The organism is Zhihengliuella halotolerans (genome assembly GCF_004217565.1).
GTDB lineage: Bacteria > Actinomycetota > Actinomycetes > Actinomycetales > Micrococcaceae > Zhihengliuella > Zhihengliuella halotolerans.
Genome location: NZ_SHLA01000001.1, coordinates 1545007 through 1558251 on the forward strand (window position 1 = coordinate 1545007; position 13245 = coordinate 1558251).

At 72.8% G+C, this 13245-nt stretch carries 10 protein-coding genes; 3 read left to right on the forward strand and 7 right to left on the reverse strand.

The features are described 5' to 3' along the window. Positions 1 to 18: 18 nt before the first annotated feature. The 6 genes from EV380_RS06960 to argC are packed head-to-tail and all read right to left on the reverse strand — an operon-like array spanning position 19 to position 5955. The gene (locus tag EV380_RS06960) at positions 19 to 528 is read right to left on the reverse strand and encodes an arginine repressor (RefSeq protein WP_102158164.1); all 510 of its coding nucleotides are present in this window, start codon (positions 526 to 528) and stop codon (positions 19 to 21) included. Next, positions 525 to 1505, reverse strand: coding sequence for an ornithine carbamoyltransferase (argF, locus tag EV380_RS06965; RefSeq protein ID WP_130450287.1), 981 nt, complete (start codon positions 1503 to 1505; stop codon positions 525 to 527). Before argF ends, EV380_RS06960 begins: the two co-directional genes overlap by 4 nt. Further along, positions 1502 to 2791, reverse strand: a complete 1290-nt coding sequence (locus EV380_RS06970) for an acetylornithine transaminase (protein ID WP_130450288.1) — start codon at positions 2789 to 2791, stop codon at positions 1502 to 1504. The genes argF and EV380_RS06970 overlap by 4 nt, the downstream gene beginning before the upstream one ends. After that, positions 2788 to 3711, reverse strand: a complete 924-nt coding sequence (gene argB, locus EV380_RS06975; protein WP_102158161.1) for an acetylglutamate kinase — start codon at positions 3709 to 3711, stop codon at positions 2788 to 2790. Before argB ends, EV380_RS06970 begins: the two co-directional genes overlap by 4 nt. Before the next feature lie 7 nt (positions 3712 to 3718). Next, the gene (gene argJ, locus EV380_RS06980) at positions 3719 to 4924 is read right to left on the reverse strand and encodes a bifunctional glutamate N-acetyltransferase/amino-acid acetyltransferase ArgJ (protein WP_102158160.1); all 1206 of its coding nucleotides are present in this window, start codon (positions 4922 to 4924) and stop codon (positions 3719 to 3721) included. Further along, positions 4924 to 5955, reverse strand: coding sequence for an N-acetyl-gamma-glutamyl-phosphate reductase (argC, locus tag EV380_RS06985; RefSeq protein ID WP_130450290.1), 1032 nt, complete (start codon positions 5953 to 5955; stop codon positions 4924 to 4926). Before argC ends, argJ begins: the two co-directional genes overlap by 1 nt. 143 nt (positions 5956 to 6098) lie before the next feature. Between argC and EV380_RS06990 the strand changes: the two genes are divergently transcribed. The 3 genes from EV380_RS06990 (at position 6099) to EV380_RS07000 (ending at position 12482) form a co-directional block, all read left to right on the forward strand. Then, complete coding sequence (locus EV380_RS06990; RefSeq protein WP_130450292.1) at positions 6099 to 7064, forward strand: quinone oxidoreductase family protein; 966 nt, start codon at positions 6099 to 6101, stop codon at positions 7062 to 7064. A gap of 106 nt (positions 7065 to 7170) precedes the next feature. Continuing rightward, positions 7171 to 11103, forward strand: a complete 3933-nt coding sequence (locus EV380_RS06995; protein WP_130450293.1) for a Pls/PosA family non-ribosomal peptide synthetase — start codon at positions 7171 to 7173, stop codon at positions 11101 to 11103. An 11-nt stretch (positions 11104 to 11114) separates the two neighbouring features. Continuing rightward, complete coding sequence (locus tag EV380_RS07000; protein ID WP_130450295.1) at positions 11115 to 12482, forward strand: M1 family metallopeptidase; 1368 nt, start codon at positions 11115 to 11117, stop codon at positions 12480 to 12482. Here EV380_RS07000 and EV380_RS07005 read toward each other — a convergent pair. Further along, positions 12469 to 13230 carry a 4'-phosphopantetheinyl transferase family protein gene (locus EV380_RS07005; protein WP_130450297.1) on the reverse strand — a complete coding sequence of 254 codons (762 nt, stop codon included), beginning with the start codon at positions 13228 to 13230 and terminating at the stop codon, positions 12469 to 12471. The two genes, EV380_RS07000 and EV380_RS07005, sit on opposite strands and share 14 nt — an antisense overlap. Positions 13231 to 13245 lie beyond the last annotated feature (15 nt).

The window sequence follows — 13245 nt, forward strand, 5'->3', positions numbered from 1 at the left end:
GCAACGCGGGGTTTGTCCTCAGCCCTGATCGGCCAGCGCGAGGAAGCGGGCGGCGACATCCTCGCCGCCGGCCGGGTCGCGCGTGACGAGCATGACCGTGTCGTCCCCGGCGATCGAGCCGAGCACGTCGGGGATGATCGAGTGGTCGATCGCCAGGGCCAGGAAGTTGGCCGCGCCCGGAGGGGTCCGAAGCACGACGATGTTGGCGCTCGCCTCCGCCGTGACGAGCAGCTCGGAACACAGCTTCCCCAGCCGCGCGTCGAGCACCTCCTTCTTCACGCCCGTCTGCGGAGTCCGGTCCCCGCCCTCGGCGCGCACCGCGTAGACCAGCCCGCCGTCCTCGGCGCGGACGCGGATAGCGCCGAGCTCCACGAGGTCCCGTGACAGAGTCGCCTGGGTGACCTGCAGCCCCTCGGCGGCGAGCAGGTCGGCGAGTTCGGACTGGGAGCGGACGGTCGCGACCGCCAGGATCGACCGGATCCGCTGTTGGCGGGCGATCTTGGTCGTCGGCTGGGCGGCGGTGCTCATCGCTGCACCTTCACCACCTGCGGATCGGCCGCCTCGGCAGGGGCCAGACCGGAACGGACCAGGAGCCACGCCATGAGCGCCTTCTGGGCGTGCAAGCGGTTCTCCGCCTCGTCCCAGACGACGGACTGCGGGCCGTCGATGACGTCCGCGGCGATCTCGAAGCCGCGGTAGGCCGGCAGGCAGTGCAGCACGACGGCGGACTCGGACGCCCCCGCGAGCAGCTCGCCGGTCAGCGCATAGTCGCCGAAGAGGGCGAGGCGCTCCTCCTTCTCGTCCTCCTGTCCCATGGAGATCCACGTGTCCGTGGCGACGACGTCGGCGCCCGCGACGGCAGCGGCGGCATCGGTCGTGATCGTGACGGAACCACCGGTCTGCGCGGCGCGGGCACGACCGGCGGCGACGACGTCGTCGTTCGGCAGGTAGCCCTCGGGGCCGGCGAGGCGCACATGCATGCCGGCGGTGACGCCGGCGAGCAGGTAGGACGCGGCCATGTTGTTGGCCGCGTCGCCGAGGTAGGTCATCGTCAGTCCAGCCAGCTCGCCCTTGTGCTCGCGCACGGTGAGCAGGTCGGCGAGCAGCTGGCACGGGTGGTAGTCGTCGGAGAGCGCGTTGATCACGGGCACGGACGCGTTCGCGGCCATCTCCTCGAGGCCGGCCTGGGCGTACGTGCGCCACACGATGGTCGAAACCATGCGCGAGAGCACCTTGGCCGAGTCGGCGATCGACTCCTTGTGGCCGAGCTGGGACTCCCCCGGGTTCACGATGAGCGCGTTGCCGCCGAGGTCGGCGACGCCGGCGGCGAAGGAGACGCGGGTGCGGGTCGAGGTCTTGTCGAAGAAGACGGCGACCGTCTGCGGGCCCTCCAGGGGCCGGTAGGCGAAGCGGTCGGCCTTCATGGCCAGCGCCAGGTCGAGAATCTCGGCCTGCTCGTCGCGGGTGATGTCGGTGTCGGCGAGGAAGTGCCTCAGGGTGCTCATGCGTTCTCCTTCAGAGCCGCGTCGTGGATGCCGGGCAGGGCGGCGACGAACGCCGCGATCTGCTCCTCGGTGATGATCAGGGGCGGGGCCAGGCGCAGCGTGCGCGGGCCCGGCGCGTTGACGATGAACCCGGCGTCGAGGGCGCACCGGACCATCGCAGGGGCGACATCGGCGTCAAGGTCGACGCCGATCAGCAGTCCGAACTGGCGCACCTCGGTCACGAAGTCCAGTCCGGCGAGGGTCTCGGCCGCGAAGGCGCCGACGCGGCGGGTGTGTTCGAGCAGGCCCTGCGTCTCAATCGTGTGCAGGGTCGCCAGGGCGGCGGCGGTGGCTGCCGGGTTGCCGCCGAAGGTCGTGCCGTGCTGGCCGGCCGACAGGTACGACGACGTCGCCTCGCCGAACGTGATCAGCGCGCCGATCGGGAAGCCCCCGCCGAGGCCCTTGGCGAGCGTCATCGCGTCGGGCACGACGGGCGTGCCCGTCTGGGAGGCGAACCACTCGCCGGTGCGCCCGACGCCTGTCTGGACCTCGTCGAAGACGAGCAGGGCACCGGCGTCGCGGGTGATTTCCCGCGCGGCGGCAAGGTAGCCGTCGTCGTGCCCGCGCACGCCCGCCTCGCCCTGGACGGGCTCGATGAAGACGGCGGCCACGGTGTCGTCCACGGCGGCGCGCAGCGCCTCCACGTCGCCGGCCGGGACCCACTCGACGCCGCCCGGCAGCGGCTCGAACGGGGCCCGGTAGGCCTGCTTCCAGGTCAGCGCCAGGGCGCCCATCGTGCGGCCGTGGAACGCGTCCTCGAGCGCGATGATGCGGTTCCGCGGGCGCTCGGGGGTGCCGGCGTTGCGGCGGGCGAGCTTAAAGGCGGCCTCGTTGGCCTCGGCACCCGAGTTCGCGAAGAAGACCTTGGATCCGGCCGGGGCCGCCGCGATGCGGAGCAGCTTCTCGGCCAGCGCGATCTGGGTCGGGGTCGTGAAGAAGTTGGAGACGTGCCCGAGAGTCGCGAGCTGGCTCGTGACCACCGAGGTCAGCAAGGGGTGGGCGTGGCCGAGCGCGTTGACGGCGATGCCGGCGAGCAGGTCCAGGTACTCCTTGCCGTCGGCGTCCCACACGAGCGCGCCGGAGCCGCGGACGAGCACGCGCTGCGGCGTGCCGAAGACGCCCATGAGCGAGTCGCTATACCGGGCGAGCAGTTCGTCGCCCGCCGTCGTCTCCGCCGCGTGCGAGCCGTCGATACCGGTCAGTTGCGTGAGCTCGGCAGGCACCCCGGCCTGCGGATCGGCCGTCATGGGAGCACCTCCGTGTCGGGGACGACCTGCGTGCCGATGCCGGCGGTCGTGAAGACCTCGAGCAGCATCGAGTGCGGCTGCCGACCGTCGACGATCGCCGCCCGGCCGACGCCCGCGTCGACGGCGGCCAGGCAGGCCTCCATCTTGGGGATCATGCCGGACTCCAGCTTGGGCAGCAGGCCGCGCAGCTCGGAGGCGGTCAACGACGAGATGAGGGAGGTCTGATCGGGCCAGTTCGAGTAGAGCCCCTCGACGTCGGTGAGCACGACGAAGCGGGAGGCGCCGAGCTCGGCGGCGAGCGAGGCCGCCGCGGTGTCCGCGTTGACGTTGAGCACCGCGCCGGTCGGCTCGGAGCCGACGAACTCGGGGGCGATTGAGGAGATGACCGGGATGCGCCCGGCGGCGATCAGGTCCTCGATCTGCTCCGGCTCGACGCCGGTGACCTCGCCGACCAGTCCGAGGTCGACCTCCTGGCCGTCGACGACCGTGCCCGTGCGGGCCGCGCGCAGCAGCGCGCCGTCCTCGCCGGAGAGGCCGACGGCGTAGCGTCCGTGCGAGTTGATCAGGCCGACGAGCTCGCGCTGGACCTGACCGGTCAGGACCATCCGGACGATGTCCATCGCCTCCGGGGTCGTCACGCGCAGCCCGCCGCGGAACTCGGACTCGATGCCGAGCTTGTCGAGCATGCGGCTGATCTGCGGGCCGCCGCCGTGCACGACGACGGGGTGGATGCCCGCGTGGTGCAGGAAGACGATGTCCTCGGCGAAGGCCCGGCGCAGGTCCTCGTTGACCATCGCGTTGCCGCCGTATTTGATCACCATCGTGGTCCCGGCGAAGCGCTGGATCCACGGCAGGGCCTCGATGAGCGCCTCGGCCTTGCGCTGCGCCGTCTGGTGCTGGTGGGGGGAAGGAGCTTCCATGGTGTCCTTAACTGCTGTAGGCCGAGTTCTCGTGCACGTACTCGTGCGTGAGGTCGTTGGTCCAGATCGTCGCCTCGGCGGCTCCGGCATCAAGGTCGATCTCGACGCTCACGTCGCGCCCGGTCAGGTCGACGAGGTCGCGGTCGTCGCCGACCCCGCCGCCACGGCACACCGTGACACCGTTGATCGTGACGTTGAGCCGGTCCGGCTCGAACGCGGCCGACGTCGTGCCGACCGCGGAGAGGATGCGGCCCCAGTTCGGGTCCTGGCCGAAGATCGCGGTCTTGAACAGGTTCGAGCGGGCGACCGCGCGGCCGACGAGCTCGGCGTCGGCCTCGGAGGCGGCGTTGAATGTGCGGATCGCGATGTCGTGGCCGGCGCCCTCGGCGTCGGTGATGAGCTGCTTCGCCAAGTCCGTGCAGACCGCGGTCAACCCGGCAGAGAACTCGGCCGGCTCCGGAGCCGTGCCGGACGCGCCCGACGCCATCAGGACGACCGTGTCGTTGGTCGACATGCAGCCGTCCGAATCGGTGCGGTCGAAGCTCACGCGGGTCGCCTCGCGCAGGGCGGCGTCCAACGCGGCCGGTTCGACGTCGGCGTCGGTGGTGATCACGACGAGCATCGTCGCGAGCCCGGGTGCGAGCATGCCGGCTCCCTTGGCCATGGCGCCGATGCTGTAGCCGGTGCCGGCGAAGCCGGACTGCTTGGAGACCGAGTCGGTGGTCATGATGGCCGCGGCGGCTGCGGCGCCGCCGTCGTTCTCGCCGCCCGCGCCGAGGGCGGCGACCGCCGCGTCGACGCCCGGAATCAGCTTGTCCATGGGCAGCTGTACGCCGATCAGGCCGGTCGAGCAGACGATCGTGTCGGCGGCACTGACCCCGAGCGCGTCGGCGACGTGCTCGGCCGTGCGGTGCGTGTTGCCGAAGCCCTCCGGGCCGGTGCACGCATTGGCGCCGCCGGAGTTGAGCACGACGACGTCGGCGCGGCCGTCGGAGACGACCTGGCGCGACCAGTGCACGGGCGCGGCGGCGACACGGTTGGACGTGAAGACGGCCGCGGCCGCCTTCTTCGGGCCGTCGTTGACGACGACGGCGACGTCGCGCGCGCCCGTCGACTTCAGGCCGGCGGGTACGCCGGCCGCCCGGAAGCCGGCCGGGGCGGTGACCCCGAACGGGCCGGAATCCGCGGTGGAGGTGCTGGGTGACTGGCTCATCACGGGGCCGTCCCTTCGAAGCTCAGGCCGGTCATCTCGTCGAATCCCAGCGCGATGTTCATGGACTGCACGGCGCCGCCGGCCGTCCCCTTGGTCAGATTGTCGATCGCGGCGACCACGATCAGCCGGCCCGTGCGCGGATCGAGGGCGAGCTGCAGGGCGGCGTGGTTGGTTCCGAGCACGGCCTTCGTCTGCGGCCACTGGCCCTCGGGCAGCACGTGCACGAACGCCTCGTCCGCGTACGCGTCCTCCCAGACGGCGCGCAGCTGCTCCGCGGTCACGCCCGGCTTCACACGGGCCGTGGCCGTCGTGAGGATGCCGCGGGACATGGGCGCGAGCGTCGGAGTGAAGGAGACCGTCACGGGCGCGCCCGCGGCGCGGGAGAAACCCTGCTCCATCTCGGGGGTGTGGCGGTGCACGCCGCCGACGCCGTAGGGGCTCATGCCGCCCATGACCTCGGAGCCGAGCAGGTGCGGCTTGAGCGACTTGCCCGCGCCCGAGGTGCCGGAGGCGGCGACGATCACGACGTCGTCGGGCTCCAGGACGCCGGCGGCGAAGCCGGGCACGAGCGCTAGCTGAGCGCTCGTCGGGTAGCAGCCGGGCACGGCGATGCGGCGGGCGGTGGCGAGCTCGGCGCGCGCGCCGGGCAGCTCGGGCAGGCCGTACGGCCACGTGCCGGCGTGGTCGCCGCCGTAGAACTCCTCCCACGCCTCGGAGGAGGCGAGGCGGTGGTCGGCGCCGGCGTCGATCACGAGGACGTCGCCGGGCAGTTCGGCGGCGATGGCGCCGCTGGCGCCGTGCGGCAGCGCGAGGAAGACGACGTCGTGCCCGGCGAGGTTCTCGGGCGTGGTGTCGACGAGCTCGCGGTCGGCGAGCGCGAAGAGGTGCGGCTGCAGCGACCCGAGCCGCGCTCCGGCATTGCTGTGGGCGGTGATCGCCCCGATCTGCACTTCGGGATGCCGGGCCAGCAGGCGCAGGACCTCGCCGCCCGCGTACCCGCTCGCCCCTGACACGGCCACTGAAATCGTCATGCGCCCAGCATAGTCACAACTATGCATGATTGCTAATAATTATTCATAGATGTCGTCCCCTGTGTCACGCCGTGCCGCGGTCGACGTATCCCCTCAGTAAAGTGGGGATCTCCACGTCCCCGCGCACCGAATGGAGCATCACCATGCCGTACGTTGTTCAGGCCCGCGAGGCCGGCGGACCCGAGGTCCTCGAGACCGCGGAGATCGAGGCGCCACGCCCCGGCCCGGGCCAACTCGTGGTCGACGTCGCCGCCGCCGGCGTGAACTTCATCGAGACCTACCAGCGCGCCGGGGTCTACCCGGTCCCGTACCCGTTCGTGCCCGGCTCCGAGGCGGCCGGCGTCGTCTCGGCCGTCGGCGAGGGCGTGACGGACTTCGCCGTCGGCGACCGGGTCGCGACCGCCGAGGGCGCGGCGACGTACGCCTCCGTGATGCTGCTCGACGCCGAACGGGCCGTGCGCGTGCCGGACGGAGTGTCCGACCTCGTCGCGGCGGCCGTCCCCCTGCAGGGCTTCACCGCCCACTACCTCGTGAACTCGAGCTACGACGTCGCCGAAGGCGACGTGGTCCTGACCTATGCGGGCGCCGGCGGCGTCGGCGGCATTCTCACGCAGCTGCTCAAGCTGCGCGGCGCCACCGTCATCACGACCACCTCCACGCCGGAGAAGGCGGCGCTGGCCGCCGAGTCCGGAGCGGACCACGTCGTCGGGTACGACGACGTCGCAGCCACGGTGGAGAAGGTCACCGGCGGGCGCGGGGTCGACGTGGTCTACGACGGCATCGGCCGCGACACGTTCGACGTCTCGCTCGCCGCGCTGCGCACGCGCGGCACGCTCGTGCTCTTCGGCGGCGCCTCCGGACAGGTGCCGCCCGTCGACCTGCAGCGCCTCAACGCGGGCGGCTCGCTCACCGTGACCCGGCCGAAGCTCGGCGATTTCCTGCTCACGCCCGCGGAGCGTTCGTGGCGGGCCGGCGAGATCTACGGGCTCGTCGCGAGCGGGCAGCTGGACATCCGCGTCGGGGCCTCGTACCCGCTCGCCGAGGCCGGCCGCGCGCACGCCGATCTGGAGTCCCGCGCGACGATCGGCAAGCTTCTGCTCATCCCTTAACCTCTTCACCCACCTGCTGGACACGTCCGCGTCACCTCGATCGCATAGCATCGGCGGCGACCAGCAGCCTCTCGCGCCGCCCGGCGGCGTCCTGCAGAAAGCACCCATGTCTTCCGAGACCCCTGTTCACCCCTGCCAGTTTCCCCGCGCCGACGCCGCGCCCGAGGCGCGCACGCTCGTCGAGATCTTCCAGCGCTCCGTCGAGCGCTGGCCCGACGCGCTCGCCCTCGACGACGGCGACACCGCCCTGACCTATGCCGAGCTTGCCGAAGAGGTCCGCCGCAAGGCCCTCGAGCTGCACCAGGCGGGACTCGGGGCTGGCGACCGGGTCGGCGTCCGGATCCCCTCGGGCACCCGCGAGCTCTACATTTCAATCCTGGCGACCCTGACGCTCGGGGCGGCCTACGTTCCGGTCGACGCCGACGACCCGGACGAGCGGGCCCGCCTCGTCTTCACCGAGGCGCAGGTCGCGGGAATCCTGCGCGGCGGCGGCGACGACGTCGTCTCCAAGGACCGGCCGGCCCCCTTCCCCTCTCCGCGGGCCGCCGCTGCCGGCGACGACGCGTGGATCATCTTCACCTCCGGCTCGACCGGCACCCCGAAGGGCGTGGCGGTCTCGCAGCGCTCCGCGGCCGCCTTCGTCGATGCCGAGGCCCGCATGTTCCTGCAAGACGAGCCGCTCGGCCCGGGCGACCGCGTGCTCGCCGGCCTCTCGGTCGCGTTCGACGCCTCATGCGAGGAGATGTGGCTCGCGTGGCGCCACGGCGCGTGCCTCGTCCCCGCCCCGCGCGCCCTCGTGCGCTCCGGAGTCGACCTGGGGCCGTGGCTGACCTCGCGCGGGATCACCGCCGTCTCGACCGTGCCGACGCTCGCAGCGATCTGGCCCGCCGAGGCGCTCGAGAACGTTCGGCTGCTGATCTTCGGCGGCGAGGCCTGCCCGCCCGAACTCGCCGCGCGCCTTTCGACACCCGAGCGCGAGCTCTGGAACACCTACGGGCCCACGGAGGCGACCGTCGTCGCGTGCGGCGCGCTCATGGACGGCACCGACCCCGTGCGCATCGGCCTGCCCCTCGACGGGTGGGATCTCGCGGTCGTCGACGCCGCGGGAATCCCAGTGGGCGACGGCGAGACGGGCGAGCTCATCATCGGCGGCGTCGGCCTGGCCCGCTACCTCGACCCGGCGAAGGACGCCGAGAAGTACGCGCCGATGCCCACGCTCGGCTGGGAGCGCGCCTACCGCTCCGGCGACCTCGTCGTCAACGACCCGGCCGGGCTGATCTTCGTCGGCCGCGCCGACGAGCAGGTCAAACTCGGCGGGCGGCGGATCGAGCTCGGCGAGATCGACGCCGCGCTGCAGGCCCTGCCCGGCGTCGCCGGGGCGGCCGCCGCGGTCAAGACGACGGCGGCCGGGAACCAGCTGCTCATCGGATACCTGGCCGCGCCCGCGGACCACGACCTGGTCGCGGCCCGCGAGCGCCTCGCCGTCGAACTGCCGGCCGCGCTGATCCCGCGCCTGGCCGTCGTCGAGTCCCTGCCGACCAAGACGAGCGGCAAGGTGGACCGGAACGCGCTGCCGTGGCCGCTCGCGCAGCTGAACGTGAACGACGACGACGGGCTGCCGGATCTGAGCGCGGACGCCCGGTTCATCGTCGACTCCTGGACGGCTGTGCTCGGCGCCGAGCCGGCCAGCCTCGATGCAGACTTCTTCGCCGCCGGCGGCGGCTCGCTGACCGCCGCGCAGCTCGTCTCCCGCCTGCGTGTGCGGTACCCGTCGGTCACCGTCGGCGACCTCTACCAACACCCGCGGCTCGGAGCCCTGCTCGAGTCACTCGGCGAGGGCACCGCCGACGACGACGCCCCGCAGCGCACTGTGGCCCGGACCAGCCGGAACGCCCAGGTCGTCCAGACGCTCCTCGGCATCCCGCTGTTCGTGCTCGTCGGCCTGCGCTGGCTGACGTACCTGCTCATCGGCAACGGCATCGCAGGCGCCCTGGGGATCTTCACGTCCCCCGTCACGGTCGACTGGTGGGCCCTCGCAGCGCTGTGGCTGGTCTTCGTGAGCCCGCTCGGGCGCATGGGCCTCTCCGTCGTCGCGGCACGGGCGCTACTGCGCGGGCTCACTCCCGGCGTCTACCCGCGTTCGGGCAGCGTGCACCTGCGCCTCTGGCTGGCCCAGCACGTCGCCGACCTGATCGACCCGGTCTCCCTCATGAGCGCCCCGTGGGTGCCCCTGTACGCGCGGGCGCTCGGGGCGAAGGTCGGGCGCGACGCGACCCTGCACTCGGTGCCCCCGATCACCGGCATGCTCACCGTCGGCAGAGGCGCAAGTGTCGAGCCGGAGGTGGACCTCTCCGGCTACTGGATCGATGGCGACGACGTGCACGTCGGCGCCATCGTGATCGGCGCCCGCGCGAGCGTCGGGGCCCGCTCGACCCTCCTGCCCGGCGCCCGGGTCGGTGCCGGCACCGAGGTGCGCTCCGGATCCGCCGTCGTCGGCGCCACACGCCCCGACTCGACCTACGCGGGCTCGCCCGCCAAGCGCACCGGCAAGGCCAAACCCGCCTGGCCCGAGTCCAAGCCCTCCGGCGGCGCGCTCGCGACCATCGGCTTCGGGGCCGCCTCGGCCGCGCTCGCGCTCGTGCCCTGGGTCTCGGTCCTGGGCGCGGCCCTGCTCGGGGCCTGGATGCTGCGCGGCGGCGATTCGCTGTCCGGCGACTGGCTGGCGCTGGCCGCCGTCGTGCCCGCCGTCGCCCTCGCCTGGTTCCTCGGCACCGCCGTGCTGATCGCGCTCGCGGTGCGGGCCCTCGGGATCGGTCTGCGCGCCGGGTGGCACCCCGTGCGCAGCCGGATCGGCTGGCAGGTCTGGGCCACCGAGCGCCTGCTCGACGTGGCCCGCGACCTGCTCTTCCCCCTCTATGCGTCGCTCTTCACACCCGTCTGGCTCCGCCTCCTCGGGGCCAAGGTCGGCCGGAACGTCGAGGCGTCGACCGTCCTGCTCGTGCCGAAGATGACGACGATCGCCTCCGGCGCGTTCCTCGCCGACGACACCATGGTGGCCTCCTACGAGCTCGGCGGCGGGTGGATGCACGTGGGCCCGGCCAAGATCGGCAAGCGGGCGTTCCTCGGCAACTCCGGCATCGCCGCCGCCGGCCGCCGCGTGCCCAAGCGCGGGCTCGTCGCGGTCCTCTCGGCGACGCCCCCCAAGGCCAAAGCCGGGTCGTCGTGGCTCGGCAGCCCGCCCGTGAGGCTGCGCCGCGTCGAACAGGACCTCGACGAGTCGCGCACGTTCCTGCCTCCGCGACGACTCAAGGTCGCCCGCGCCGCGTGGGAGCTCTGCCGATTCGTCCCGGTCGTGGTGACCGTGGGCATCGCCGCCGGCGTGCTCGCGGGCCTCGACTGGCTCTCCAGCGCGTGGGGGCCGGTGGCTGCCGGCGCGGTCAGCGGGGCGGTCATGCTCGCGGCCGGGGCCGTCGCCGCCGTCGTCTCCATCGTCGCCAAGTGGGTGCTCGTCGGCCCGATCCGCGCGGGCCGGCACGCGCTGTGGACGTCGTTCATCTGGCGCAACGAGGTCGTCGACACGTTCGTCGAGATGGTCTGCGCGCCGTGGTTCGCGCGCGCCGCCTCCGGCACTCCTGCCCTCGTCTGGTTCCTGCGCGGCCTCGGCGCCCGTATCGGCCACGGCGTCTGGTGCGAGAGCTACTGGCTGCCCGAGGCCGACCTCGTGCGCCTTGGCGACTCTTCAACCGTCAACCGCGGCTGCGTCGTCCAGACGCACCTCTTCCACGACCGGGTCATGGCCATCGACTCCGTCGTGCTGGGCCGCGGCGCCACGCTCGGTCCCAACGGCGTGATCCTGCCGGCGGCCTCGATCGGCGACGGCGCCACGGTGGGCCCGGTCTCGCTCGTCATGCGCGGCGAGGACATCATGGGCTCGACCTCGTGGATGGGTAACCCGGTCACCCCGTGGCAGCGGCCCGCGCCCGCCGTCATCGTGCACGACGACGGCGCCGACGAGCCACTCGTGCCCGTGAACACGTAGGGTTGACTCCTATGAGCACGCCGACAGCCCCCGTCTTGCCGGACCCCTATCTGCCCGAGAACGGCAGCGACGGCTACCGGGTCGAGCACTACGATCTGGACCTCGAGTGCAAGCTCGGCGGCAACCACCTCGCGGGCACCGCGACCATCACCGCGACGTCGGCGCGCGCGCTGGCGAAGATCGAGTTCGACCTTGCCGGGCTCAAGGTCCTCAAGGTCTCCGTGAACGGCAAGAAGGCCGCCTTCAAGATGCGCGGGGACCGCCTGGTGGTCTCGCCGGCCACCCGCGTGCCGGCCGGCGAGCGCTTCACCGCGGCGATCCGCTACGCCGGCAGCCCGAGCCCGCGCGCCGGGGTCTGGGGCGAAGTCGGCTGGGAGGAACTCGACGACGGCGTGCTCGTCGCCGGCCAGCCCAACGGGGCGGCCACCTGGTTCCCCTGCAACGACCACCCCAGCCAGAAGGCGACGTACCGGATCGCCGTCGCGACGGACGCCGACTACCGCGCCGTGTGCAACGGCGAGCTCGTCGACCACACGCGCAAAGCCAGCCGGGAGCGCTGGGTGTACGAGGTGCGCGAGCCCATGGCGACCTATCTGGCGACCCTGCAGATCGGCCGCTACGAGCGCTGGGTCATCCCCGCAGACGGCGCCGGCATCGGCGGCCGGCACGCGGCCGCCGTCGTCTTGCCCGCGCAGATCCTGCTGGCGCCGGCCGAGCTGAAGGCGAAGGCGGAGGCGGCGTTCGCCGACCAGCCGCGGATGATCGCGACGTTCAGCGAGGCGTTCGGGCCGTACCCGTTTGACGCGTACGCGGCGGTCGTGACGGAGGACGAGCTCGAGATCCCGCTCGAGGCTCACGGGCTCTCGATCTTCGGGCGCAACCATCTGGCACCCGGCTGGGAGCAGCAGCGGCTCATCGCCCACGAGCTCTCCCACCAGTGGTTCGGCAACTCGCTGACCGCCGCGAGGCTGCAGGACATCTGGATGCACGAGGGCTTCGCGTGCTACGCCGAGTGGCTGTGGTCCGAGGCCGCGGGGCAGGGCACGGTCGACGAGCGCGCCCGCGCCGCCTACGCGGGACTGGCGAAGAAGCCGCAGGACGTTCGGGTCGGCGAGCCCGGTGCGGCGAACATGTTCGACGACCGCGTCTACAAGCGCGGGGCGCTGACCGTGCACGCTGTGCGGCGATGGCTCGGGGACACCGCGTTCTTCGCGATGCTGCGCGCCTGGACGCAGGCGAACCGGCACGGCCACGTTGACTACCCGCGCTTCATCGCGCACGTGGATCAGGCCGCCGGTCACGCGGACGGCGCCGAGGAACTGATGCGCCCATGGCTGTTCGCCACCGCGCTGCCGCCGTTCCCGGTCAGCCGCGCGTAGGCGCCTGCATCACGACGGCGGCGCGCAGCTGCGGAAGCGCGGCGCTCTCGGCCTCCGTGCCGGCCACCACGATCTTCACGCCGAGCGCTGACAGCGCACCGGCCCATTCCCCGACCGTGCCCGGGGCGGGGTCGAGTTGGCCGGCGAGCCGCGCGGGCTCGGCGTCGGCCGCGGAGCCCGCGTGGCTCGGGCCGGGCACGATCCCGTGTCCGCTGGCCTTGCCGCGGGCCTCGATCACGGCCCACCGGCGCGCGGCCTCACGGGCGCGCAGCTTCTCGGGCAGCAGCCGCAGCGTCTGCTCCTGGCGCGCGTCGAAGATCCCGATCCACTCGTCGATGGGCGCGCAGACGTCGACGCCTAGCTCCGATTCCGCCGGCCCCGTCGCGACGAGCAGCCACCCGCTCTCCCCCGGGGCGCCACCCGGGACGTCGCCGCGCGAGTAACTCAGGCTGAGCGCAAGCTTCTCACCATCGACGGCGGCCTCGGGCCGGCCGTGTGCCGCGCTGCCGCACTTCGGGCACTGCCCGGAAAGGACGACCCGGCCGGGGTCACGCATGACCTCGCGGACGCCCAGGTGCGCGGCCACGGCGAAACGCACGCCGAGCCGGCCGGCGAGAAAACGACGGCGGGGAACGCCGTCGTCGTACGCCGCAGCGCGCTCGCGTTCGGCGGGCGTGAGCCACGCCTCGGGCAGCTGCCCGGCGAACGAGTACGGGACGGCGATGAGCGTGACGGGCGGGTGCGGCACGTGCCTCCTCGGGGT

Coding starts and splice junctions, on each gene's coding strand:
- EV380_RS06960 (WP_102158164.1), bottom strand. CDS start 528: ATGAGCACCGCCGCCCAGCCGACGACCAAGATCGCCCGCCAACAGCGG.
- argJ (WP_102158160.1), bottom strand. CDS start 4,924: ATGAGCCAGTCACCCAGCACCTCCACCGCGGATTCCGGCCCGTTCGGG.
- EV380_RS07000 (WP_130450295.1), top strand. CDS start 11,115: ATGAGCACGCCGACAGCCCCCGTCTTGCCGGACCCCTATCTGCCCGAG.
- argC (WP_130450290.1), bottom strand. CDS start 5,955: ATGACGATTTCAGTGGCCGTGTCAGGGGCGAGCGGGTACGCGGGCGGC.
- EV380_RS06990 (WP_130450292.1), top strand. CDS start 6,099: ATGCCGTACGTTGTTCAGGCCCGCGAGGCCGGCGGACCCGAGGTCCTC.
- EV380_RS06970 (WP_130450288.1), bottom strand. CDS start 2,791: ATGACGGCCGATCCGCAGGCCGGGGTGCCTGCCGAGCTCACGCAACTG.
- argB (WP_102158161.1), bottom strand. CDS start 3,711: ATGGAAGCTCCTTCCCCCCACCAGCACCAGACGGCGCAGCGCAAGGCC.
- EV380_RS06995 (WP_130450293.1), top strand. CDS start 7,171: ATGTCTTCCGAGACCCCTGTTCACCCCTGCCAGTTTCCCCGCGCCGAC.
- argF (WP_130450287.1), bottom strand. CDS start 1,505: ATGAGCACCCTGAGGCACTTCCTCGCCGACACCGACATCACCCGCGAC.